Here is a 24268-nt window from a genome sequence, read left to right as displayed (position 1 = left end):
AGCCGGGCCAGGACGCGGCCGGGCCAGCACGGAGCCGGGCCAGCACGGAGCCGGGCCAGCACGGAGCCGGGCCAAGGACGCGGCCGGCGCGGGGTGGGTCAGGAGGCGCCGGCCGGGTTGGCCGCGGCCGCCGGCTGCCCGGCCTCGACCTGCGCGTGCAGGTACTCCCGGATCAGCGACTTGGCCTCGGCCAGCACCCGCTCGTCGCCCTCGTGTGCCCGGCGGAAGGCCAGCTTGATCAACGCGTCGGCGGCCTCGACCGCGATCTCCAGCGCGAACCGGAGCCGGGCCACGTCGCGGATCCCGAAGCGCTCGGCGAGCACCTGGGTGAGCTGCTCGGCGATCACCCCGTTGTTGTCCCGGTCCTCGTCCAGCAGGTGCACGTCGACGATGTCGCCGAAGTGCAGGGTCCGGAAGCCGGGGACCTGCCGGTGCATGCTGATGTACTCGTCGATCCCGGCGTCCACGCCGTCCCACCAGTCCGCGAGGTCCTCGCCGGTCAGCCGGTCGGCCAGCCGCTGGAGGTACGCCTCAAGGTTGCGCAGCGTCAACGCCTGGACGATCGCGCGCTTGTCCGGGAAGAACTGGTACACCGAGCCGATCGCCACCCCGGCCCGCTCGGCCAGCAGGGTGGTGGTGAGCCCCTCGTAGCCCACCTCGTCGACGAGCTCGGCGCAGGCGTCGAGCATCCGTTGGACGCGGGCGACACTGCGGCCCTGTACCGGTACCCGGCGCAGGGGCCCGGTCGTCGCGGTTGACGTAGACACTCGTCGCCACACCCTTTCGGCGGAATGTTTGCGCGGCGCGGGAGCCGACCCGAGCCGCAGCGAGTTCGAAACGTTACCTGGCTTAACGAGCAAGTCCGGTACACGATGTTTACCCGCAGGTAGAGATACTGATATGAGTAATTCTCACGAGCCAGCACCGAATCGACCGGGCCGGTTCACCGACCGACGGGAGGCTCGCATGCCGGAATCACCACTTCCGGTGGCTGCCGGAGCGGCCACGCGCTGGACCAACTGGGCCGGCAACCAGACCGCGACCGGCGCCGTCACGCGGGCCACGGAGACCGACGAGGTGGTCGCCGCGGTGCGGGCCGCCCGGGCGGCCGGACGGCGGCTCAAGGTTACCGGCAGCGGTCACTCGTTCACCGCTATCGCACAGCCGGACGGTGACCGGTTGGAGCTGGCGGTGCCGGGCGGTGGGATCCGGGTGGACCGGGACCAACGGTTGGTCACCGTGCCGGCCGCGCTGACCCTGCGGGAGCTGAACGGCCTGCTCGCCGCGCACGGCCTGGCGCTGCCCAACCTCGGCGACATCGACGCGCAGACCGTGGCCGGGGCGCTGGCCACCGGCACGCACGGCACGGGCGCGGCGTACGGCTGCCTGTCCACCTTCGTCGAGGCGCTCACCCTGGTCACCGGCACCGGCGAAACGCTGCACTGTTCCGCGACCGGGCAACCGGAGGTGTTCCACGCCGCCCGGGTCGGGCTGGGCGCGCTCGGCGTGGTCGTCGAGGTGACGCTGCGCTGCGTGGACGCCTTCTTCCTGCGCGCGCACGAGCGGCCCGCGGCGCTGGCCGACGTGCTGGCCGGGCTGCCGGAACTGGTCGGCGGGAACGACCACGCCGAGTTCTACTGGTTCCCCTACACCGACCGCGTGCAGGTCAAGACCAACAACCGGGTACCCGCCGACGACCGGCCGCTGCCCCGGCTGCGCGGCTGGCTGGACGACGAGTTCCTGTCCAACACCGTCTTTGCCGGCGCCTGCCGGCTCGGCCGCCGGATCCCGGGTCTGGTGCCCACGATCAGCGCGGTCTCCGCGCGGGCGCTCACCGCCCGCACCTACACCGGCCGGTCCGACCGGGTCTTCTGCACCCCGCGCCGGGTCCGGTTCGTCGAGATGGAGTACGGGCTGCCCCGCGCCGCCCTGCCGGAGGCGCTGGCCGCGCTGCGCCGGATCGTCGACGACCTGCCGTTGCGGGTGCTGTTCCCGGTGGAGGTGCGCTTCACCGCCGCGGACGACATCTGGCTGTCGCACGGCCACGGCCGCGAGTCGGCGTACCTGGCCGTGCACCAGTACGTCGGGACGCCGTACGAGCCGTACTTCCGGGCCTTCGAGCGGGCCGCCGCCGACCTGGGTGGCCGGCCGCACTGGGGAAAGCTGAACTACCGGGACGCGGCGAGCCTGCGCCCGGCGTACCCCCGGTTCGACGACTTCCTGGCGGTCCGCGACCGGCTGGACCCGGACCGGGTGTTCGGCAACGCGTACCTGGAACGGGTGCTCGGCCCCTGACCGCGGCTACTCGGCCGGGCGGGCCGTGCTCTTCGCCGGGGTCGCCTTCTTCGGGGCCGCCTTCTTGGCCGCGGTGGTCTTCTTCGCCGCGGTGGTCTTGGTGGCGGTCTTCTTCGCCGCGGTCGTCTTGGCCGCGGTCGTCTTGGCCGCGGTCGCCTTGGTGGCCGTGGTCGTCTTCTCCGCCGTCTTCTTGGCGGTCGACTTCGTGGCCGCGGCCTTCTTCGGCGCCGCCTTCTTGGCCGCCTTCTTGCGGGGCGCCGGACCCTTGGCCCGCTTCTCCGCCAGCATCTCCGAGGCTTCCTCGATGGTCAGCGCCTCCGGCGTCTGCCCGCGACGCAGCGAGGCGTTGGTCTCGCCGTCGGTCACGTACGGCCCGAACCGGCCATCCTTGATCACCAGCGGCTTCTCGGTCAGCGGGTCGGGGCCCATCTCCCGCAGCGGCGGGGCCGCGGCCCGGCGCTGGCGGGTCTTCGGCGCCGCGAGCAGCGCGAGAGCCTCGTCCAGGGTGACGGTGAACAGCTTGTCCTCGCTGTCCAGCGAGCGGAAGTCCTCACCGCGCTTCACGTACGGCCCGTACCGGCCGTTGGCGGCCAGGATCTCGTTGCCCTCGGCGTCCCGGCCCACCAGCCGGGGCAGCGAGAGCAGCCGCAGCGCGTCGGCCAGGCTCAGCGAATCCGGCGACTGGCTGCGCAGCAGCGAGGCGTTGCGCTCCCCGGTGGAGACGTACGGGCCGAACCGGCCGGACTTGAGCAGGATCGGCTCCCCGGTGTCCGGGTGCTCACCGAGCTTCCGCTCGCCACCGCCGCCGAGGAACAACTCGGCGACCTTCTCCGGGGTCAGCTCGTCCGGCGCCAGCCCCTCCGGAATCGTGACCCGGTCCTCGGGCGCGCCGCCCTCCCCGTCGGCCTCGACCGGTGCACCAGCCGTCGGTGCGCCATCCGCCGCTGCACCATTCGCCGGTGCGCCGGCAGCCGGTGCCGCACCGCCGGCCGGGATGCGCTGCAGGTACGGCCCGTACCGGCCGACCCGCACCACCACCTGTCGACCCTCGTCGTCGGTGAACAGCGGGATCGAGTTCACGCTGCGCGCGTCGATCTCGCTCAGGTTCTCCGTGACCATCTTCTTCAGACCGCCGGACCGGGCGATCTCGGCGTCACCGACCCCGCCGCGGGACTCGCCGAAGTAGAACGAGGTCAGGAAGTCGACCGCGGCGTGCTCGCCGCCGGCGATCTCGTCCAGCTCGTTCTCCATGCTGGCGGTGAAGTTGTAGTCGATCAGCCGCGGGTAGTGCCGCTCCAGCAGCCCGACCACGGCGAACGCCAGGAACGACGGGATCAACGCCTGTCCGCGCTTGCTGACGTAGCCGCGGTCCTGGATCGTCTGCATGATCGAGGCGTACGTCGACGGGCGGCCGATGCCCAGCTCCTCAAGGGCCTTCACCAGCGACGCCTCGGTGTACCGGGACGGTGGTTGGGTGTGGTGGCCCTGCGCCGCCAGTTCCTGAGCGGACAGCGGCTGGTCCTTCACCAGGGTCGGCAACCGCCGCTCGGCGTCCTCCGCCTCCGCGTTCTCGTCGTCGCTGGACTCGACGTACGCGCGCAGGAAGCCCGGGTCGGTGATCGTCTTGCCGGTGGCCGCGAAGTCGACCTCCTCGCTCGCGCTGGAGACCGCCCGGATCCGCACCGAGACGCTGGAGCCGACCGCGTCGGTCATCTGCGAGGCGATCGTGCGCCGCCAGATCAGCTCGTAGAGCCGGTACTCCTCGGCCGGCAGCTCCTTGGCCACGTCACCCGGGGTGCGGAAGTTGTCCCCGGCCGGGCGGATCGCCTCGTGCGCCTCCTGGGCGTTCTTGACCTTGCCGGTGTACCGGCGCGGCTCCGGCGGCACGCTGCGGTCCCCGTACAGCTCGGCGATCTGCCGGCGAGCCGCCGCGATGGCGGTCTCGGACAGGTTGACCGAGTCGGTCCGCATGTAGGTGATGTAGCCGTTCTCGTAGAGCCGCTGCGCCGTGCGCATCGTCTGTTGCGAGGAGAACCGCAGCTTGCGGGCCGCCTCCTGCTGGAGCGTCGAGGTGATGAACGGCGCGTACGGCCGGCGCCGGTACGGCTTCTCCTCCACCCGGGTGACCGTGAACGGCCGCCCGTCCAGCCGCGCCGCCAGGCCGCGCGCACCCGCCTCGTCGAGGTGGGTGACGCCCGCGCCGGGACGGACCCGCCCGGTGGTCGGCTCGAAGTCCTTGCCGGTGGCGATGCGGTCGCCGTTCAGCGCCACCAGGGTCGCGCCGAAGGTACGCGGACCCTCGCCGGCCTCCCGCACGGCCAGGGTCGCCAGGATGTCCCAGTACTCGGCGCTGCGGAAAGCCATCCGCTGCCGCTCGCGCTCGACCACGATCCGGGTGGCCACCGACTGGACCCGGCCGGCCGACAGGCCGCTGCGCACCTTGCGCCACAGCACCGGCGACACCTCGTAGCCGTACAGCCGGTCCAGGATCCGGCGCGCCTCCTGCGCGTCCACCAGGTCGCGGTCGATCTCCCGCGGGTTGGCCACCGCGGCCTGGATGGCCGGCCGGGTGATCTCGTGGAAGACCATCCGCCGCACCGGCACCTTGGGCTTGAGCGTCTCCACCAGGTGCCAGGCGATCGCCTCGCCCTCGCGGTCCTCATCGGTGGCGAGGAAGACCTCGTCGACCTCCTTCACCAGCGAACGCAGCTTGGTGATCTGCTTGCGCCGGTCCGGCGAGACCACGTAGAGCGCCGCGAAGCCGTTGTCCACGTCCACGCCGAGTCGGGCCCACGGCTTGTCCTCGTAGCCCGACGGCACCTCGGCGGCGTTGCGGGGCAGGTCACGGACGTGCCCGAAACTGGCCTCGACGACGTAGCCCGGGCCGAGATAGCCCGAGATCGTCTTGGCCTTCGCCGGTGACTCGACGATGACCAGACGGTTGCTCCTGGCGCTGCTCGGCACGTTTCTCCCCGACCTCAACTCATGGTGTGGTGCTGCCCGGCGGACCGCCCTGGTCGCCCCGTCGCCCGGACGCCGGTCGCCCTGGCCGGGCTCCTTGCGAGCGCAGCGGGCGACTGAGCTTCCAACGTAACGCGCTTCCCGAGGCCCCGGTTGCTCGGCCCGGTAAGGACACCTCTGAGCAGCGACGCCGACGGGCCGACCGCACCACGTAGTGGAACGGTGCCGAACGGCGACACCGTACACCGCCGATGCCGGTTGGCGCGGCAGACCGAGCGGATCAATGTACCGACGCGTCACCGGATCAGCCCGATGACGCGAAAATATGTGGCTTTTTACCCTCAAACACGCAGGATTGCCGGGAGGGTGGCGTACCTCTCACCCACCGTACTCGCGAACCGGCACCGAGTGACCGTGCCGGCCCGGCGGGTCGCCCGGCGAATCGCCCGGCGAGTCGCGCCGCGGCCAGCGCACCGCCCGCCCGGCCGGCACGAGCCCGCCCGCCCGGCCGGCACGAGCCCGGCCGCCCGTCCGGCACGAGCCCGGCACGAGCCCGCCCGCCCGGTGGGGTCGGCCGGCGCGGCCGGTCAGCCCGGGTGGTCGCCCGGCCAGCGGCCGGGCGGCGCGGCGGCCGGCCGGTCACCGACCAACTCGGCCAGCCGGGCCGTCCCGCGGCCGGCACCGATCCGGTACGCCGGTCCGCCGTCGGCCGGCGACACCAGCTCGGCCACCAGCCCCACCGCGGCCAGCGCACCGCCCGCCGCCGGCCAGCACGCCGCATCGGCCGGGCCGAGCCGCAACACGAACCCGTTCTCGTCCGGGACGCCGGCGGCGGCCGCCCAGAGCCGCAGCCGCGGCCCGTCGAGATGGAACCCGGACGGTGGTCGTTTGGTTCCCTCGTCCAGCCAGGCCCGCCCGAGCGCGACCAGGCCCACCGTGTACGAGGTGCGCACGCCGTACCGCTGGTCCACTCTGGCCGTCCAGCTCGCGGCCAGGCCGCGTCGATCCAGCTCGGCGACCAGCACGTGCACCCGCCACGGGTCGTCCACCACGACCGAGACCCGGACCGTGCCGCCCATCCGGTCGAGCTGACCCGGCCCGGCGAGCAGGCCGGCCAGGTCCGCTGTCGACGGTTCGACCGCGGCGACGCCGAACAACGACGGCTGGCCGTCCCGCCCGGACCCGCCACCCCGCCGCCCGTGCTCACCACCCCGCCGACCGGACTCGCCACCGCGACCGGCCGTACCGTCCCGGTCGGCGGCGCCGGCGGACCGGCGGGCGCCGCGCCGCTCGGGCGTGCCGCTGCCGGCCGGCGGCGGATCGACCGCGAACAGCGCCGGCTCGGCGGGCTCGGACGGCGGGCTCAGCGACACTCCGGAACCTCGTCGAAGGCCCGCTCCAGCTCTTTCGAGTTGAGCTTGGTGGTCTCCACCGAGCTGGCCCGGTACTCGGTGGCCAGCCGTTCCACGATGGTCTGCACCCCGTCGTAGAAGACGTCCGGCTGGTCGATGGGCAGGGCCTCGATGGCCTCCCGGGCGCGCCCGTACGCGTCCCGCACCGCGGCCAGCGAGGCGACGAAGCCGTGCGCCACGCTCTCGCCCTGCTCGGCGTCGGGTACGCCGGCGTCGTCGATCTTCTTGCGCGCCGTCTCGGTGGCCTCCTCGGCACCGCCCAAGAGCCGCACCAGGTTCTCCTTCGCCTGCGCGGGAGTCGTCTTCGCCGTCATCTGCTGCTGGGTGACGCTGGTCAACTTGTTGATCTCGGTGCGCCACGGCGTCAGGGCCTGGCAGACCGTCGCCGCCCAGACCTGCGCGGTGGGTCCGGATCCGCACGCGCCGAGCACGAGGACAACCGGCAGCAGCACCGCCACCAGACGGAACGCGGCGGCGCGGAGCGTACGCATGCGTTGCAGCGTACGCCTGACAGGAAGGGCCTCCCGCCACCGATTTTCGGATAGCGGGAGGCCCTTCCGGACAACCTCGGGAACCCCGGGGGTCAGACGTTGACCGGCTCGGACTCCCGGTCGGCGCCGCCGGCGGAGGAGCCGCCGCCGGCGTCCGCGTCGGTCATGGCGATCGGCTTGCGCTTGCTGAACACCACGGCCACCACGATCACCAACGCCGCGATGATCGCGATGCTCAGCCGCAGCGGGGTGTTCTTGTCGTTGCCGATGCTCCAGGCCACGACCGCCGGGGCGATCAGCAGCGACACCAGGTTCATCACCTTGATCAGCGGGTTGATGGCCGGACCGGCGGTGTCCTTGAACGGGTCGCCGACCGTGTCACCGATGACCGTCGCCGCGTGCGAGTCCGAACCCTTGCCGCCGTACGCGCCGTCCTCCACCAGCTTCTTGGCGTTGTCCCAGGCGCCACCGGAGTTGGCCAGGAAGACCGCCATCAGCGTGCCGGCACCGATCGCACCGGCCAGGTACGAGGCCAGCGCGCCGGGGCCGAGGCCGAAGCCGACCGCGATCGGGGCCATGATGGCCAGCAGGCCGGGAGTCAGCAGCTCGCGCTGCGCGTCCCGGGTGCAGATGTCGACCACCTTGCCGTACTCGGGGCGCTGGCTGCCGTCCATGATGCCGGGCAGGTCCCGGAACTGCCGCCGGACCTCCATCACCACGGCGCCGGCGGACCGGGACACCGCGTTGATGGCCAGACCGGAGAAGAGGAACACCACCGCGGCGCCGATGATCAGGCCGACCAGGTTGCGCGGGTTGGCCACGTTCAGCGCGTCCAGGATCTGCGCACCCACCCGGTCCGGCGCGATGCCCGCGTCCAGGTACGAAGTGCCGAGCGTGTCGGTGTACGAGCCGAACAGCGCGGTGGCGGCCAGCACCGCCGTGGCGATCGCGATGCCCTTGGTGATCGCCTTGGTGGTGTTGCCGACGGCGTCCAGCTCGGTGAGCGTACGGGCGCCCGCCTCGTCGATCTCGCCGGACATCTCGGCCACGCCCTGAGCGTTGTCGGAGATCGGCCCGAAGGTGTCCATGGCGACGATCACGCCGACCGTGGTCAGCAGGCCGGTGCCGGCCAGCGCGACGGCGAACAGCGACAGCGTGATGGAGCTGCCACCCAGCAGGAAGGCGCCGAAGACGCCGGCGCCGATCAGCAGCGCCGAGTAGACGGCCGACTCCAGCCCGATGCTGATCCCGGAGAGGATCACCGTGGCCGGGCCGGTCAGCGAGGTCTTGCCGATGTCCTGCACGGGACGCCGGTTGGTCTCGGTGAAGTACCCGGTCAGCGCCTGGATGGCGGCGGCCAGCACGATGCCGATCACCACGGCGCCGATCGCCACCAGTCGGGGGTCGCGGTCGGCCTGCACACTTGCGCCGGTGAAGCCGGCGAAGCTGTCCGGCAGGTAGAGCCAGGTCGCGATGGCGACCAGGACCGCCGAGATCAGCGCCGAGATGTAGAACGCCCGGTTGATGGCGGTCAGCCCGGACCGGTCGCCGGGACGCAGCCGGGTGATGAAGACACCGATGATCGCGATCACGGCGCCGATGCCGGAGACGATCAGGGGGAAGACCAGACCGTGCTCGCCGAAGGCGGCGCGGCCCAGGATGAGCGCGGCGACCAGCGTCACGGCGTACGACTCGAACAGGTCGGCCGCCATGCCGGCGCAGTCGCCCACGTTGTCGCCCACGTTGTCGGCGATGGTGGCGGCGTTGCGCGGGTCGTCCTCGGGGATGCCCTGCTCGACCTTGCCGACCAGGTCGGCGCCCACGTCCGCGGCCTTGGTGAAGATGCCGCCGCCGACCCGCATGAACATGGCCAGCAGCGCGGCGCCGAAGCCGAAGCCCTCCAGCACCGTCGGCGCGTCACCCTTGAAGATGACGACCACCAGGGCGGCGCCGAACAGGCCGAGCCCGACGGTGAGGAACCCGACCACGCCGCCGGTCCGGAAGGCCACCTTCATGGCCGCTTCCCGGCCGCCGGTCGCCTCCCGCGCGGCCGCCGCGACCCGCAGGTTGGCCCGGGTCGCCAGGGCCATGCCGGCGCCGCCGATGGTGGCGCTGAACACCGCGCCGACCACGAAGAACAGCGAGCGGCCGATCTTGACCCAGGTCTCGCTGCCGGCGGTGTCGTGCACCGGCAGCAGGAAGAGCAGTACGACCGCGATCACGACGAAAATGGCGAGGGTTCTGAACTGGCGGAGCAGGTAGGCCGAGGCGCCCTCCTGGACCGCCCCGGAGATCTCCTGCATCCGCGTGGTTCCCTTACCGGCCGCCAGCACCGCCCTGGAGAGAGCGGCGGCGAAGCCGAGCGCCACCAGCGCGATGACCGCGGCGATGATGGCGTACGACAGGTTCGCGCCGGTGAGGGACAAGCCGCCATCCGCGGCGACCAAGGTCCCGGACATCTATGTCCTCCTGTACCGAACAGTCGTGCCGGACCGCGGACGAACCGGCCCGGCCTCACTACGCAGGGAGCAGCGACCCGCTCCCGCATCCGGCGGGACCAGGGCTTTTGCTGATCACCCCGGGTACTCTAGTCGGCCGCCGTGTCGGAACTCACACCGAGGGCCACCAACAGCTGATGATCTTCATCATTGTCCGCGGCACACCGCCGCAGCCCAGCCCCGGTGGGCCGCGGCCAGCCAGAGCCGGAGGGGCTAGCGGCCGATCGGCCAGACCATCCGGACCTCGGTCCCGATCCCCTCGTCCACCGGCCGCACCTGAAGGTCCTCCACGAACCCGGCGAGCAGGGCGAATCCCACCCCGGTGGTGAGCGCCTCGTCGGTGAGCGCCTCGTCGGCCAGTTCGTCCGGGGGCAGTGCGGCCAGTCCGAGGCCGGCCTCGACCGGTGCCCGGTCGATCACCCGCACGGTGTAGCTGCCCTGGTCGGCCATCTCCATCAGCACCAGGTCGGAAAGCTCGTACTGGCGGTGCAGCGCGACGGCCCGCGTGCAGGCCTCCCCGATCGCCAGCCGGACCTCGTCCAGCAACTCCTCCGCCACCCCGGCCCGGCGGGCGACGGCCACCCCGACGAGGCGGGCCGTGCGGACGTGCACCGGAGCGGGTGAGAAGGAGAGGCGGACCGTCGACATCACGCGTCGGGACCGGACGAGTCGGCCGCGATCGCGGCGTCGACCGTCGGGTGCAGCGGAAACACCTGATCCAGCGCGGTGATCCGGAAGATCTTGAGCAGTGGTTCCTTGTCGCAGACCAGGCCGAACGTTCCGCGTACCGCGCGCAGTCGTTTGAGCGCGCCGACCAGAACGCCGAGGCCGGTGGAGTCCAGGAAGTCCACCCGCCCCAGGTCGACGATCACGTTCCGCGCCCCGCCGTCGATCAACTCGATGAGTCGTTCACGCAGCCGCGGCGCGGTGTAGACGTCGACCTCGCCACCGACCTCCAGCACCGTGTGGTCGGCGACGGTGCGGGTCGCCAGCGAAAGCTCCATGGGTCCTCCTCCGGGACGTTCACACTGTCCAGGATCCTGCCCACCGCCGTTGGCGGCGTGCACTGGGCATCTAACCATCGGGTCCGCGCGACCGCACCGGCCGTCACCCCGCGGGGGTACCCATTACCCCGCACCCGGTTGTTCCATGACGGTCGCACGGGTGCAAGAGTGCAGGGTGTGACCTCCGAAGCCACCGTACCGGCGGGCTGCGGGGCCGACCGAACGCCGCCGGCCGATCCCGGCCCGGCGGATCTGCTGCGCCGGCTCCGCGCCCGCACGGCCGCCGACCCGGTCACCCATGTCGAACAGGTGCCGGCCAGCGCCGGTACGTCCGCGGACTGGCCGTTGTGGGCGCCGGACGAACTGCGCAAGGCGTTCGTGGAGCGGGGCGTGGTCACCCCGTGGCGGCACCAGGTGGAGGCGGCCGGGCTGGCGTACCGGGGACAACATGTGGTGGTTGCCACCGGCACCGCCTCGGGCAAGTCCCTGGCGTACCAGTTGCCCGCGCTGGCCACCCTGCTCGCCGACCCGCGGGCCACGGTGCTGTACCTGGCGCCGACCAAGGCGCTTGCCGCCGACCAGTTGCGGGCGCTCGCCGAGTTGGGCCTGCCGGAGGTGCGCCCGGCCGTCTACGACGGTGACACGCCGCAGGCGGAGCGGGACTGGATCCGGCAGCACTCCCGGTTCGTGCTGACCAACCCGGACATGCTGCACCACGGGATCCTGCCGGGCCATGCCCGCTGGTCGAGCTTCCTGCGCCGGCTCGCCTTCGTGATCGTCGACGAGTGCCACGCGTACCGCGGGGTGTTCGGCTCGCACGTGGCACACGTGCTGCGCCGGCTGCGCCGCCAGGCCGCCCGGTACGGCGCGGGCGGGGCGGGTCGGGGGGCCGGCGGGATCGGACGTACCGGCGGTGCGGCCCGGACCGTCGCGGCGCCGGCGCGGCCGGTGTTCGTGCTGGCCTCGGCGACGGCCGGCGATCCGGCGGCGGCGGCGCAACGGCTGACCGGCCTGCCGGTGACCGCGGTGACCGCCGACGCCTCGCCGCGCGGCGCCATGACCTTCGCGCTGTGGGAGCCGCCGCTGCTGCCGCGCACCGACGAGGACGGCACCGCGGCCGGCGCCGCCGGGACGGACGCCGAGCTGGCCCAGATCCGCCGGTCCGCGGTACGCGAGACGGCCGATCTGCTCGCCGACGCGGTCGCGGCCGGCACCCGTACGCTGGCGTTCGTGCGGTCCCGGCGCGGCGCGGAGGTGATCGCGACGGTGGCCCGGCGCTCGCTCGACGAGGCTGTTCCCGGCCTCGGCCGGCGGGTCGCCGCCTACCGGTCGGGATACCTGCGCGAGGAACGCCGGGCGCTGGAACGGGCGTTGCTCTCCGGCGAACTGCTCGGGCTGGCCTCCACCAACGCGCTGGAGCTGGGCGTCGACCTGACCGGCCTGGACGCGGTGTTGATCTGCGGGTACCCGGGCACCCGGGCCTCGCTCTGGCAGCAGGCGGGCCGGGCCGGACGGTCCGGTGGCGCCGCGCTGGCGGTGCTGGTGGCCCGGGACGACCCGCTGGACACCTATCTGGTGCACCATCCGGAGGCCCTGTTCGGGCGGCCGGTCGAGGCGACCGTGCTGGACCCGAGCAACCCGTACGTGTTGGGTCCGCAGCTCTGCTGCGCCGCCGTCGAGGCCCCGCTCACCACCGCCGATCTGGATCTCTTCGGGCCGGGCGCGGCGGAGGCCGTGGCGGAACTGACCGACTCGGGCGCGCTGCGCCGCCGCCCGACCGGCTGGTACTGGCGGCACGCCGGGCGGCCGGAGGTGGACCTGCGGGGCACCGGCGGTACCCCGGTGTGCGTGGTCGAGTCGGCCACCGGCCGGCTGCTCGGGACCGTCGAGGAGTCCTCGGCGCACTTCCTCGTCCACCCTGGCGCCGTGCACCTGCACCAGGGCATCTCGTACGTCGTGGATGAGCTGGACCTGGACGGCGCGTGCGCGCTGGTGCACGCGCAGGAGCCGGACTGGTCCACCCACGCCCGGGACGTCACCTCGCTGTCCGTGGTCTCGGTGCGGTCGTACGTCGACGCCGGACCGGTCGGCATGTTCCTCGGCGAGGTCGACGTGACCAGCCAGGTCGTGTCGTACCAGCGGCGCCGGATCGCCACCGGCGAGGTGCTGGACACCCGGCCGCTGGACCTGCCGGTCCGCGAGCTGCGCACGGTCGCCGTGTGGTTCACCATCTCCCCGCAGGCGCTCGACCGGGCCGGCGTGGAACCCCCCGACGTGCCCGGTGCGCTGCACGCGGCCGAGCACGCGGCGATCGGCCTGCTGCCGCTGGTCGCCACCTGCGACCGGTGGGACATCGGCGGTCTCTCCACCGCGCTGCACCCGGACACCGAGGCACCCACCGTCTTCGTCTACGACGGGCATCCCGGCGGCGCCGGGTTCGCCGAACGGGCCTACCAGGCGGCGCAGGCCTGGCTGCGGGCCACCCGGGCGGCCATCACCGAGTGCGGCTGCGAGTCCGGGTGCCCCTCGTGCGTCCAGTCGCCCAAGTGCGGGAACGGCAACAATCCGCTGGCCAAGGGTCCGGCGGTGGCCGTCCTGGACGCGGTGCTGGCCAACCTGCCGGCCGAGGCCGACTGACGGCGGTGCCGCCACCCGGTCCGGCGGTCCGGGTTCCGTGCCGTCGGCGGGCATCGGGCCTGGACAGCATGTGTAAGACTCCCGCGGACTATCAGGCGAGGAGCGAAGATGGATCTTGTCCAGCTACAGGGGCAGCAGCAACTTCTCATCCGGCAGCGGGTCCGGATGATGGTGAACCAGTACGAGGTGCACACCGTCGCGCCCGACGGGTCGGAGGGCGGGATGATCGCCTTCGCGCAGCAGAAGCGGCTCGCCCTCAAGGAGCAGGTCACCCTCTACACCGACGACAGCAAGCAGCAGCCGGTCCTGGGGTTCAAGGCCCGGCAGGTGATGGACCTCGGTGCGACCTACGACGTGCTGGACGCCGGCGGCACCCCGATCGGGCTGTTCCGCAAGGACTTCAAGGCGTCGCTGTTGCGTTCGACCTGGCACGTCGAGCAGCCGGGCCTCGGTGTGGCGGTTGGTCAGGAGCGCAGCCTGCCGGTGGCACTGATACGGCGGTTCGTCGACTCGCTCTCCTGGCTGCCGTACCACTTCGACTTCACCATCGACGGCCAGGTGGCGTTCTCGGTGGTGAAGAAGTGGGGACTGCGCGACCGGTACGTGGTCGAAATCCCGCACCCCGGCCTGGATCGCCGCCTGGTGATCGCGATGGCCGTCGGCCTGGACGCCCTGCAGTCCCGCTGACGCAGTCCCTGTGTCGCGCAGTCCCGCGGAGGGCCGACTGCGACACGTGAGCGGTGGCCGGTCGTCCGTGGCCGACGGCGGCCGGCCCGGCTCAGCCCCGGACCGGACCGGCTCAGCCCCGGAGGCTCAGCCCTGGGCCGGGCAGGACCGGCTCAGCCGCGGACCGGACCGGCACGGGCACTGGCCTGCACCGCCCGACCGGCCCACGGCACCGGGCGCACCGTGACCCGGACCCTGATCAGCAGGTCGAGCCCGGCGAGCTGACAGCCGACCAGCCGGGCGCCGTTGGCCGAGGCGATCTCGGCGGCTCGGGCGCAGGCGGGGCCGGGGCCTTCGACGGCCCGGATCGCCCCGGCCAGCGCGCCCAGGTCCGCGGCGACCTGCGCCTGCCGACCGGCCAGCCGGGCCGTACCCGCCGCCGCCTCGAAGGTGCCGGCCGCCACGAGCAGCAGCCCGACGGCGAGCAGCCACAGCGTCGCGCTGCCCCGGTCGGCTCCGGCCGCCGTGAGCGGCCGGCGCCGGCCGTTCACCCGCCCTGCCCCGGACGGGCCGGTCACCGTGCCGCTCCCTGGCGGCCGGTGCCGGTCAGCTGCGCTGCGTCGGCGTCGGTCCGATGCGGAGCGCCGGATGGGGCCGGGTCCGGGAGCCTGGCCGCGACCGGTTCCGCGCCGCCGGGTTCGATCGCCGCGACGGCGCTCGCAGCGACCCGCACTGCCGGCAGCCGGGTGCCCAGTGCGCGTACCGATGCCGTGACGGCCGCCTCCACCCGGTCGTCCTGGATCGTGATGCTGATCCTCGCCCCGGGCGGCGCGGCCCGGACCGCGACCTCGGCACCGTCCTGGCCGCGGGCCGCGGCGAGTGCCGCCTCCCGCGCCGCGTCCAGGCACTGTCCCTTTGCGGTCACGGCCTGCACCGCGGCGAGACCGGTCAGCAGGAGCAGCAGCAACGCCGGCAGACCGGCTGCCAACTCGGCCGTGAACGAGCCGCGGTCCGACCGGAGCGACCGGTCCGACCGGGGCGACCGGTCCGACCGGGGCGACCGGTCCGACCGGGGCGAGCGGCTCACTTCAACGCCCGGTCGATCACCGCCGTCAGCGCGGCCTGCACGTGGCTGGAGGTGAGGACCTTCAGCAGGATTCCCGCGAAGGCGACGGCGGCCAAAGTACCGACCGCGTACTCGGCGGTGTTCATACCGGCGTCGTCGCGCAGGCGATGGATCAGAGTGCGCACGGGGTGCTCCTTGTCTCTTTGGGCAACGGGGTCACAGCACGCCGCCGAGCACGGCGACGATCACCGGCACCAGGCCGGCGAGAATGAAGGCGGGCAGGAAACACAGGCCCAGCGGCAGCACCACCAGCACGCCGGCCCGGCGCGCGGCCGTCTCGGCGAGCGTGGCGCGGTCCACGCGCAGGTCCTCGGCCAGCCGGGACAGCGTCCCGGACAGCGCCGCCCCGCTCCGGGCCGACCTGATGGCGGCGGCGGCCATCCGGCGGGCGCCGTCCGTCGCGCCGAGTTGCGCCCACGCCTCCTCGACCGTGCCGCCCAGCCGCAACATGCGGGCCACCCGCAGCAACCGTTCGCCCAGCGGCCCGCCGATCGCCTCGGCGACCGTGCCGACCGCCCGGTCCGTGGGCGCGCCCGCGCGCAGCACGGCACCGACCAGATCCGCCGCGAGCGGCAGGTCGGCGGCCTCCGCCAGTCGCCGGCGGCGTACCTCGGCCGGCTCCAGCCGGCGCAGCCAACCGTCGAGGCCGGCCGTCACGAACGTCGCGGCCACCAGCCCGAACCAGCCACCCAGCAGCAGTGCGGTGGCCGTCCCGACCAGCGTGCAGGCCAGCCGCAGCCGGTCGGGCCGGCGCCGGCGGGGACCCGGCCGTGCCACGGTGTGCGCGGGCGGCCCGTACCCGCGAAGCCGCAGCCGACGCAGCCGGCGACCGGGCCGGCGGTACCGGGCCACGCCGAGCGCGACCGGCGGCACCAGCAGGACCACGGCGAGCATGGCGGACCAGCCCGGGCCCATCAGACCGGCCTCTCGACGCCGGCACCGAGACGTTCCACCCAGAGCAGGCCGGTGACCTGGAGCAGGACGGCCACCGCTGCGCAGCCGGCACCGGCGGGGGTGTGCAGCAGGACGGCGAGCGGGTCGGTGCCGATGCCGTAGCCGAGGGCGATGCCGCCGACCGGCAACGCGGCCAGCAGCCAACCGGTCGTTGTCGCGCCGGCGGCCTGTGCGGCGGCCAGTGCCCGGCCCCGGTCCACCGAACGCGCGTCGGACTCGATCCGTTCGATGAGTTCGGCCAGCGGCGCCCCGGTCCGCTCGGCGAGCCGGACGGCCGCCGCGGCAAGCGCCTCCGTCCGCCGGTCGCCCGTGTCACCCGAGTCATCCGCATCGCCCGTGTCGGCCTCGGCCCGACCGACGCGGGCGGCGGGCGGGTCACCGCGCCGCCGGCCCGGGTCTCGATTCCCGTCGTCCGGCGGCGCAGACCCCGGGCCGGCCGGCGGGGTCGGAGCGGCGGATGCTGACCCGGCCGCTGGCCGGCCGGCGGACTCCGGCGGTGAACCGGCCCGCAGATCCGCCGCGAACGCCGCCAGGCGGTCCAACTGCGCCCGCCGGTTCCGCCGGTCCACGCGCCCGACCCGAGCCCGCAGCGCGGTTCGCACGCCGAAGCCGGCGTAGGCGGCCAGCACCAACCCGGCCACCGGGCCGCCGGACAGCATCCCGGCCACCCCGCCCAGCCCGGCCGCGCAGCCGACCGTGCGCCGCCGGCCGGCGGCGCACCAACTCACCAGTTGCCGGACCGCCCGCCGCGGCCCGGGCGTCGGCCGGTCTGCCGGTCGAACCGGGTCGGGCCGGCCGGCGGACCGGGCGGTACCGGGCCAGCAGAGCGCCAGCAGCACCAGCCCCGCGCCCAGCGCCAGGCGCAGGCCGCTCATCGCGGCGCACCATCGGCCGGCGCGGGCATCCGGTGGTCGCCGTCCCACTCCGGCCGGCCGCCCCCGACCCCACCGCCGACCCCGGCACCGCCCCCAGCGGTGGCCCCAGCACCGCCGTCGCCCCCAGCACCGCCCCTGGCCGCGGCACCGCCCCTGGCCGCGGCACTGCCCTGGCCCCAGCACCGGCACCGGCACCGGCACCGGCACCGGCACCGGCACCGAGCATCGGCGTGCTGAGCACCCGCGGCACCCGGACCCCGCGGTCGGCGATCAGCCGGGCCAGCACCGGCCGGGCAGGGCCGGCGCCGGTGCTGCGGCGCCATGCCGGCAGCACGGTCACCAGCCGCTCCGGGCCGTACGGCGCGAGCACGCAGACCGACTCGACCACCCGGCCCTCCGGGCGGCGGCGGACCTGCACCAGCACCTGCAACGCCGCGGCGACCTGTGCGTGCAGGGCGGCCCGTGGCAGTCCACCGAGCATGCCGAGCGCCTCAAGCCGGGCCGGCACGTCCCGCGGGGCGTTGGCGTGCAACGTGCCGGCCCCACCGTCGTGCCCGGTGTTCAGCGCACACAACAGGTCGACGATCTCCGCGCCCCGGCACTCGCCGATCACCAGCCGGTCGGGACGCATCCGCAGCGCCTGGCGGACCAGGTCGGCCAGCCGGACCGAACCGCAGCCCTCGACGTTGGCGGTCCGGGTCTGCAACCCGATCACGTGCGGGTGCACCGGGCGCAGCTCCGCCGCGTCCTCCACGAGCACGATCCGCTCGCTCGCCGGCACCAGACCGAGCAGCGTGTTGAGCAGCGTCGTCTTTCCCGAACCGGTACCGCCGATGACCAGGTACGCGAGCCGCGCCGCGATCAGCGCGGTGAGCAGCTCGGCGACCGGCTCCTCGACGGTGCCCTGGCGGACCAGTTCGTCGAGCCGGAAGGGCCGCTGCCGGAACGTGCGGAACGACAGGTACGGGCCGTCGGCCGCGATCGGTTCGAGCACCGCGTGCAGCCGGGTGCCGTCCGGCAGCCGCGCGTCCGCGAACGGCGCCGAGTCGTCCAGCCGCCGGCCACCGGCAGCCACCAGCCGTTGCGCCAGCCGGCGGACATCCGACCGGTCACCAAGGGCCAGCGGTACGGGGTGCAGCCCGTCACCCCGGTCCGCCCACACGCGCACCCCGTTCACCAGCACATCGGTCACCGCCGGATCGGCCAGCAACGGCGCCAGCGGTCCGGCGCCGGTGAGGTCCTGATGCACCCGGGCGGCCGTCCGCAGCAGCGTGGTGTCGCCCAGCACCGCGGCGGCAGGCTCCTCGCGTACCGCAGCCACGACGGCCGCCGGGGTCACCGCCGTGCCCCGGACCGCGAAGCGGCGGCGTACCCGTCCGGAGATGCCGGCGCCGGCCGGATCGCCGGTCATGCCGCGCCCGCCACCGGCGTACCGGTCACCTCCCGGATGATCCGCTGGCAGAGCGTGGCCAGCGGACCGTGCCCGGACGCGGCGGGTGCCTCGCCCCGCTCCAGAGCGCGTCGCAACCCCGGCTCGGGCCGCAGCGTGCCGACCAGCGGCAGGTCGAGGGACCGGGACACCTCCCGGGCACGCAGGCCGCCGGGCGCCGGGCCGCGGACCACCAGCGACAGGTTCGGGCAGTGCGGCGCCGCCGACCGCGCCACCCGGGCCGCCGCGGCGGTGGCGCGCAGCTCCGCGGGCACGATCAGCAGACCCAGGTCGGCGGCCTGGAGCGCGATCACCGCGGCCTCGTCCAGTTGCCGGGGTAGATCCACGACCATCACGTCCCGACCCCGCCGTCCCGCGTCCAGCGCCGCGGCCATGGCATCGACCGGCAGATGCACCGGATCTCCCCGGTCCCACGAGATCATCACCAGGTCGTCCCGGCTGGGTAACGCCCGGACCAGCGACGGCGGGTCGACCCGGCCGTCCGCCTGGCGGAGCGCCGGCCAGCGCAGCCCCTCCAGTTCCTCCCAGCCGAGCACGAGGTCCAGGCCACCGCCGAGCGGATCGGCGTCCACCAGCAGCGTGCGCAGACCGCGTCGGGCGGCGGTGATGGCCAGGCCGCCGGCCAGCACGCTGGCGCCGGCGCCGCCGCGCCCACCGATCACGGTCAACACCCGCCCCGGTCCGCCGGCGCCGAGGCTCGGCACCGTCTCGCCGAGCCGGTCCACCACCCATGGCTCCGCGCTCGGCAGGACGGCGACGTGCTGCGCGCCGACCAGGTCGGCGATCTCCCATCCGGGATCCACGTGCCCGGCGCGGCCGACCAGCACGAGCGAGGTCCGGTGCGCCAGCCGTGCCCGCAGGCAGGCCTCCGCCTGGTCGGCGCCGACCAGCACCAGCGGCGCGGCCGACCAGCGGGACCGGGCGGCTGCCGGATCGGCGGCCACCTCGACCTCGGTGCCGGCCGCCGCAGCCAGCCGGAGCAGTTCGTCGAGGAGTTCACCGTCGGACGTGACGACGAGCGGCAGTCGTCGTCCGGCGGAAACCGTGCGGGTGGGCATCGTGGGGCCTCCGGCGGCGGTCGCGGTTTGGCGGGACCGGATCAGCCTGACGCCGTCGAGGTGCCCCAATGGGCGCCGGATGGTGATCTGTGGACAACCGGGCCGGCTGTGGATAACCGCCGCAATCGGTCCTGATCTGCTAAGAGGGTGTGGCCATGCTGCCGCGTACCCCGTGTGCCCCGGTCGCCGAGATGGTCGTGCCGCGGGGCACCGGACGATCAAGGTCGACTCGTCTTCGGCGAAGTCGGGGCGTTCGGGACGCCGAGACACCCCGACTTCGCCGAAGACGAGTTGATCATGGATGTGGCCGCGATTCGCCAGCCTATGACGACCTATGACCTGGGTGAATGGCTGTACCCGAAGAGGAGACGACCCCCGTCGGGGGGTGACGGGGGTCGTCTACGGGTTCGGCTCCGGGGGGGTTGAGTCGAACCCACTCAGCGGTCACGGGGGGTGCAACCGCCGAGAGCTAGCTATGAATCTGTCGTAGATACAAGCATGCCTGAGCCGTCTTGTATACGTCGAGTGGCCACCGCATCCACTCCCTGCAAAATTCCGCGGACGCTGCGTGTCGTCTGGAAGCCGAGGCACCTGACCGCCGAGTCAGGACCCTACCGCGCCCTGACATGCTGGTGTGACCCCGCACTCCCGCCGAGCGTAGCTCATCCGGCTAGACTTGCCCGCCGTGGGCCGAAGTGCCGCGTTTTTCGATCTCGACAAGACCGTCATCGCCAAGTCCAGTGCCTTGGCGTTCGGCCGGCCGTTCTACCGGGATGGGCTGATCACGAGGCAGGACGTCGTGAAGTCCGCGTACGCGCAGTTGATGTTCCGGCTGGGCGGCACGGACGAGCAGACGATGGCCCGGACCCGGGACTACCTCGCCGCGCTCTGCAAGGGCTGGCCCGTGGAACAGGTCCGGCAGGTCGTCACGGAGGCCCTGCACGAGCTGATCCACCCGTACGTCTACGCCGAGGCGGCCGCCCTGATCGAACACCATCAGACCGAGGGCCGGGACGTGGTGCTGGTGTCGGCCTCGGGCGAGGAGATGGTGCGCCCGATCGGCGAGTTGCTCGGGGTGACGGACGTGATCGCCACCCGGATGTCGGTGACCGACGGGCGGTACAACGGCGAGGTCGAGTTCTACGCCGCCGGCCCGAGCAAGGTCTCCGCGGTCGAGGAACTGGCTGGCCGCCGCGGATACGACCTGACCGAGTCGTACGCCTACTCCGATTCCATCAGCGACCGCCCCCTGCTGGAGTGCGTCGGCCACCCCACGGCCGTCAACCCGGACCGGGCGCTGCGCAAGCTCGCCACCGAGCAGGGCTGGCCGATCCTGGAGTTCCGCCGCCCCGTACCGGTGGGCCGCCGGCTGCGCGACCGGCCCGCCGTCCCGGTCGCCGCGGCGGCGCTCGGGGTGGGGGTGGGCGTCGCGATCGGGGTCGCCTGGTACGGACGGCACCGGCGCAGTCGGGCCTTGGGCACGGCGACCTGACCCGGCAGGCACCCGCCGAAACGGAACCCACCGGCCCGCACCGGCCCGAACGGCAGACACCGTGGAGGCAGCCGCCGAAGCGGCAGACACCGGCACGCACCCGCCGAAACGGAACCCGCGGCGTTCGCGGAAGCGCCGGGGCCGCCGGTACGCCGAAGGCGGCGCCCGCTCAGATCTCGTCGCAGATCTGGGTGAGCCGGTCGGCGCCCAGTTCGACGGCCGCGACGTAGTGCCGGAGCCAGGACCGCAGCCCGTCCGGGGTACCGGTGGCGAACGCGCCGGCCGAGCCGACGTACTCGGGCTGCCGCTCGCGGTGGCCGAGGTCGACGGCCACCAGGCCACGCGGGTCGAAGCCGGTGGACAGCAGCGTCAGCCGGGCCGCCGCGCGGGCCACCACGCCGGAGGGGCCGGCGAACGGTCGCAGCGCCAGCAGTTCGCCATGCACGACGGCGGCCAGCAGCACCGGCGGCGCGCTGGTGCCGCCGGCCACCAGCGCGGCCAGCCCGTCCAGCCGCACGCCCAGCGCCGCCCCCACAGCCGGGCCGCCGGCCGGCGAGACCTGCGGAGCGGCCACCGCCCCTGGACCGGCACCGGCCGGCGAGACCGGCGGACGGTCGCCGGGCGCCGCGGCGCCCGGCCGCCCCAGTTCGTCGGCGGGTACGGCGTCCCGGGCGGCGAGCACGTGCAGCCGGGCCAGTACCTGCCGGGGTGCCCGGGACCACCGGTCGGCCAGTCCCGGCAACTCGCCGGCGACCCGCAGCGCGCCCTGCACCACCGGATCGGTGACCGTGCCGGCGCGGACGGCATCCAGGTCGTACCCGTGGCCCTCGATCGCGGCGCTGGCGACCGCGCAGCGCAGGCTGACCTCGGCCGCCACCCGGCCGCCCTGCCGCCGCAACGCGCGGTGCCGCAGCGCCTGGTCGACCCGGTCGCGGGCGTGGTCGACGGCCGGCGCGACGTCGGCGAGGGAGAGCAGCGGGGCGAGCGGGTCGGTGGTCACCCGACCACGCTAGTGCCGCGCCGGTGGCCCCGGCACGGCGATCCACCGGCCGACGTCCGGGACCAGCCGGCGCCCCGGACCGGCCGGCGCCCGAGAAGCACCGTTCGGCGCCCGGGCCACCGCACGCTCGGCCTCCGGTCGCGATGCGCCGCCGGGCGCGACTAGGGTCGCATGATGTACGTCACGGGAAGCGGAGGGACGGGCTGAGATGAGCGAGACGCTGGCCAATCTGTTGAACGAGACCCGGGTCTTCCCACCGCCGGACGGGCTCGCCAACGACGCCAACGTGACGGCGGCGGCATACGACGAGGCGGCCGCCGACCGGCTGGCCTTCTGGGCGAAGCAGGCCGACCGGCTGGACTGGGCGCAGCGCTGGGAACAGACGCTGGACTGGTCCAACCCCCCGTTCGCCAAGTGGTTCGTGGGCGGCCGGCTCAACGTGGCGTACAACTGCCTCGACCGGCACGTCGCGGCCGGCAACGGCGACCGGGTGGCGATCCACTGGGAGGGCGAGCCGGGTGACACCCGGACCATCACGTACGCGCAACTGCTCAAGCTGACCTGCCAGGCGGCCAACGCGCTGACCGACCTGGGGGTGACCGCCGGCGACCGGGTGGCGATCTACCTGCCGATGATCCCCGAGGCGGCGGTCGCGATGCTCGCCTGCGCCCGGATCGGCGCCACCCACAGCGTCGTCTTCGGCGGCTTCTCCGCCGACGCGCTGAGCAGCCGGATCGCCGACGCCAGCGCCAAACTGGTGATCACCTCGGACGGCGGGTACCGCCGGGGCAAGCCGTCGGACCTGAAGTCGACGGTCGACGAGGCGGTGTCCCGCTCCGACACGGTCGAGCACGTGCTTGTGGTGCGGCGCACCGGCGGCGAGGTCGCCTGGGGCGACAAGGACGTGTGGTGGCACGAGGCCGTGGAGACGGCCGACGAGAGCCACGAGGCCAGCGCGTTCGACGCCGAGCACCCGCTGTTCATCCTCTACACCAGCGGCACCACGGCGAAGCCGAAGGGGATCCTGCACACCACCGGCGGGTACCTGACCCAGGCCAGCTACACCACGCACGCCGTGTTCGACCTGAAGCCGGAGACGGACGTCTACTGGTGCACCGCCGACATCGGCTGGGTGACCGGGCACTCCTACATCGTGTACGGCCCGCTGTCCAACGGCGCCACCCAGGTGATGTACGAGGGGACGCCGGACACCCCGGACCGGGGGCGGTTCTGGGAGATCGTCGACCGGTACCGGGTGAGCATCCTGTACACCGCGCCGACCCTGATCCGCACGATGATGAAGTGGGGCGAGGACATTCCCCAGGAGCACGACCTGTCCTCGCTGCGGCTGCTGGGCAGCGTCGGCGAGCCGATCAACCCCGAGGCGTGGATGTGGTACCGCCAGCACATCGGCCGGGGTAACTGCCCGGTGGTGGACACCTGGTGGCAGACGGAGACCGGCGCCATGATGATCTCGCCGCTGCCCGGGGTGACGGCCACCAAGCCGGGCAGCGCGATGTCGCCGCTGCCCGGGATCGCCGCGGACGTGGTCGACGACCAGGGCGTACCGGTGCCCAACGGCGGCGGAGGCTACCTGGTGCTGCGCGAGCCGTGGCCGTCGATGCTGCGCACGATCTGGGGTGACGACCAGCGCTTCCTGGAGACGTACTGGTCGCGCTTCGGCGCGGGCGCCGACGGCCAACACAGCGGCGCGGGCGCCGACGGCCAACACAGCGGCGCGGGCGCCGACGGCCAACACAGCGGCGCGGGCGCCGACGGCCAACACAGCGGCGCAGGCGCCGACGGCAACGGCGGCGGCGGCGAGTGGGTCTACTTCGCCGGCGACGGCGCCAAGAAGGACGACGACGGGCACCTGTGGCTGCTCGGCCGGGTGGACGACGTGATGCTGGTGTCGGGGCACAACATCTCCACCACGGAGGTGGAGTCGGCGCTGGTCTCGCACCCGTCGGTGGCCGAGGCGGCCGTGGTGGGCGCGACGGATCCGACCACCGGTCAGGCGATCGTGGCGTTCACCATCCCGCGCGGGAACATCGACACCTCGGGCGACGCGGGCGAGGCGCTGATCGCCGAGTTGCGCAACCACGTGGCGAAGACGCTCGGTCCGATCGCCAAGCCCCGCCAGATCATGTTGGTACCGGAGTTGCCGAAGACCCGGTCCGGAAAAATCATGCGGCGGTTGCTCCGGGATGTGGCCGAAAACCGCTCTCTGGGCGATGTGACCACGTTGCAGGACTCGTCCGTAATGGAGCTGATCTCGTCCGGGATGCGGTCCGGGAAATCGGACGAGGACTGAGCACGCCGATCCGGTTCGGCACGCACAGGGGTCCC

The 24268-nt window shown here is 73.6% G+C and carries 17 protein-coding genes and 4 pseudogenes; 6 read left to right on the top strand and 15 right to left on the bottom strand.

The genetic code is table 11. The features are described from left to right. Positions 1 to 98 precede the first annotated feature (98 nt). On the bottom strand, positions 99 to 767 hold the full coding sequence (locus CIK06_RS02280; RefSeq protein ID WP_198348075.1) for a TetR family transcriptional regulator: 669 nt from the start codon (positions 765 to 767) through the stop codon (positions 99 to 101). A 199-nt stretch (positions 768 to 966) separates the two neighbouring features. Here CIK06_RS02280 and CIK06_RS02275 point away from each other — a divergent pair, with 199 nt between their 5' ends. Continuing rightward, a complete protein-coding gene (locus CIK06_RS02275) occupies positions 967 to 2295 on the top strand; it encodes a D-arabinono-1,4-lactone oxidase (protein ID WP_095563410.1) in 1329 nt (442 codons plus the stop codon). A gap of 6 nt (positions 2296 to 2301) precedes the next feature. Here CIK06_RS02275 and topA read toward each other — a convergent pair whose 3' ends face one another. From topA to CIK06_RS02245, 6 genes are all read right to left on the bottom strand, one after another. After that, complete coding sequence (gene topA, locus CIK06_RS02270; RefSeq protein ID WP_095563409.1) at positions 2302 to 5259, bottom strand: type I DNA topoisomerase; 2958 nt, start codon at positions 5257 to 5259, stop codon at positions 2302 to 2304. 584 nt (positions 5260 to 5843) lie between these two features. Further along, positions 5844 to 6629: a hypothetical protein gene (locus CIK06_RS02265; RefSeq protein WP_198348074.1), complete on the bottom strand. Its 786-nt coding sequence runs from the start codon at positions 6627 to 6629 to the stop codon at positions 5844 to 5846. Then, the gene (locus CIK06_RS02260; RefSeq protein WP_095563408.1) at positions 6620 to 7159 is read right to left on the bottom strand and encodes a hypothetical protein; all 540 of its coding nucleotides are present in this window, start codon (positions 7157 to 7159) and stop codon (positions 6620 to 6622) included. Before CIK06_RS02260 ends, CIK06_RS02265 begins: the two co-directional genes overlap by 10 nt. A gap of 92 nt (positions 7160 to 7251) precedes the next feature. Further along, positions 7252 to 9618: a sodium-translocating pyrophosphatase gene (locus CIK06_RS02255; protein ID WP_095563407.1), complete on the bottom strand. Its 2367-nt coding sequence runs from the start codon at positions 9616 to 9618 to the stop codon at positions 7252 to 7254. A 252-nt stretch (positions 9619 to 9870) separates the two neighbouring features. Further along, a complete protein-coding gene (locus CIK06_RS02250) occupies positions 9871 to 10308 on the bottom strand; it encodes an ATP-binding protein (protein WP_095563406.1) in 438 nt (145 codons plus the stop codon). Beyond that, a complete protein-coding gene (locus CIK06_RS02245; RefSeq protein WP_095563405.1) occupies positions 10305 to 10661 on the bottom strand; it encodes an STAS domain-containing protein in 357 nt (118 codons plus the stop codon). The genes CIK06_RS02250 and CIK06_RS02245 overlap by 4 nt, the downstream gene beginning before the upstream one ends. Before the next feature lie 168 nt (positions 10662 to 10829). On the opposite strand from CIK06_RS02245, the gene CIK06_RS02240 reads away from it, so the two are divergent. Further along, positions 10830 to 13298, top strand: a complete 2469-nt coding sequence (locus tag CIK06_RS02240) for a DEAD/DEAH box helicase (RefSeq protein WP_369916084.1) — start codon at positions 10830 to 10832, stop codon at positions 13296 to 13298. Positions 13299 to 13406: 108 nt separating this feature from the next. Then, complete coding sequence (locus tag CIK06_RS02235; protein ID WP_095563403.1) at positions 13407 to 13985, top strand: hypothetical protein; 579 nt, start codon at positions 13407 to 13409, stop codon at positions 13983 to 13985. 152 nt (positions 13986 to 14137) lie between these two features. On the opposite strand, the gene CIK06_RS02230 is transcribed toward CIK06_RS02235, so the two are convergent. The 7 genes and pseudogenes from CIK06_RS02230 to ssd form a co-directional block, all read right to left on the bottom strand. Beyond that, complete coding sequence (locus CIK06_RS02230; protein ID WP_232533968.1) at positions 14138 to 14542, bottom strand: Rv3654c family TadE-like protein; 405 nt, start codon at positions 14540 to 14542, stop codon at positions 14138 to 14140. Then, positions 14539 to 14952: a TadE family type IV pilus minor pilin gene (locus tag CIK06_RS02225; protein WP_232533967.1), complete on the bottom strand. Its 414-nt coding sequence runs from the start codon at positions 14950 to 14952 to the stop codon at positions 14539 to 14541. Before CIK06_RS02225 ends, CIK06_RS02230 begins: the two co-directional genes overlap by 4 nt. Positions 14953 to 15047: 95 nt before the next feature. Beyond that, positions 15048 to 15176, bottom strand: coding sequence for a DUF4244 domain-containing protein (locus CIK06_RS02220; RefSeq protein ID WP_232534230.1), 129 nt, complete (start codon positions 15174 to 15176; stop codon positions 15048 to 15050). Positions 15177 to 15246: 70 nt separating this feature from the next. Continuing rightward, positions 15247 to 15966, bottom strand: coding sequence for a type II secretion system F family protein (locus CIK06_RS02215; RefSeq protein WP_369916163.1), 720 nt, complete (start codon positions 15964 to 15966; stop codon positions 15247 to 15249). 38 nt (positions 15967 to 16004) lie between these two features. Then, positions 16005 to 16373 (bottom strand): annotated as a pseudogene (locus CIK06_RS02210) (hypothetical protein); the annotation flags it as partial. A gap of 754 nt (positions 16374 to 17127) precedes the next feature. Further along, positions 17128 to 18330: pseudogene (locus tag CIK06_RS29760) on the bottom strand (TadA family conjugal transfer-associated ATPase); the annotation flags it as partial. Continuing rightward, positions 18327 to 19427: a septum site-determining protein Ssd gene (gene ssd / locus CIK06_RS02200; RefSeq protein WP_095567501.1), complete on the bottom strand. Its 1101-nt coding sequence runs from the start codon at positions 19425 to 19427 to the stop codon at positions 18327 to 18329. The pseudogene CIK06_RS29760 and the gene ssd, both read right to left, overlap by 4 nt. 685 nt (positions 19428 to 20112) lie before the next feature. On the opposite strand from ssd, the gene CIK06_RS02195 reads away from it, so the two are divergent. Beyond that, positions 20113 to 20919, top strand: coding sequence for an HAD family phosphatase (locus tag CIK06_RS02195; RefSeq protein WP_095563398.1), 807 nt, complete (start codon positions 20113 to 20115; stop codon positions 20917 to 20919). Between the two features lie 169 nt (positions 20920 to 21088). Here the strand turns inward: CIK06_RS02195 and CIK06_RS02190 are convergent, their stop codons facing one another. Further along, on the bottom strand, positions 21089 to 21919 hold the full coding sequence (locus CIK06_RS02190) for an oxidoreductase (RefSeq protein WP_095563397.1): 831 nt from the start codon (positions 21917 to 21919) through the stop codon (positions 21089 to 21091). Positions 21920 to 22127: 208 nt separating this feature from the next. Between CIK06_RS02190 and acs the strand changes: the two are divergent. Both acs and CIK06_RS32270 read left to right on the top strand, forming a co-directional pair. Then, positions 22128 to 23612, top strand: a pseudogene (gene acs, locus CIK06_RS02185) (acetate--CoA ligase); the annotation flags it as partial. 117 nt (positions 23613 to 23729) lie between these two features. Continuing rightward, positions 23730 to 24233: pseudogene (locus CIK06_RS32270) on the top strand (acetyl-coenzyme A synthetase); the annotation flags it as partial. Positions 24234 to 24268 lie beyond the last annotated feature (35 nt).

It is taken from the genome of Plantactinospora sp. KBS50, assembly GCF_002285795.1.
Lineage (GTDB): Bacteria > Actinomycetota > Actinomycetes > Mycobacteriales > Micromonosporaceae > KBS50.
Note: the sequence above shows the minus strand (reverse complement) of the source record. Positions and strands in the feature narration are given on the sequence as shown.

Bases quoted from the DNA above. Each gene is read 5' to 3' on its own strand.
- ssd (WP_095567501.1), bottom strand. From the start codon at position 19,427: ATGCCCACCCGCACGGTTTCCGCCGGACGACGACTGCCGCTCGTCGTC.
- CIK06_RS02255 (WP_095563407.1), bottom strand. From the start codon at position 9,618: ATGTCCGGGACCTTGGTCGCCGCGGATGGCGGCTTGTCCCTCACCGGC.
- CIK06_RS02275 (WP_095563410.1), top strand. From the start codon at position 967: ATGCCGGAATCACCACTTCCGGTGGCTGCCGGAGCGGCCACGCGCTGG.
- CIK06_RS02245 (WP_095563405.1), bottom strand. From the start codon at position 10,661: ATGGAGCTTTCGCTGGCGACCCGCACCGTCGCCGACCACACGGTGCTG.
- CIK06_RS02220 (WP_232534230.1), bottom strand. From the start codon at position 15,176: ATGAACACCGCCGAGTACGCGGTCGGTACTTTGGCCGCCGTCGCCTTC.
- CIK06_RS02260 (WP_095563408.1), bottom strand. From the start codon at position 7,159: ATGCGTACGCTCCGCGCCGCCGCGTTCCGTCTGGTGGCGGTGCTGCTG.
- CIK06_RS02235 (WP_095563403.1), top strand. From the start codon at position 13,407: ATGGATCTTGTCCAGCTACAGGGGCAGCAGCAACTTCTCATCCGGCAG.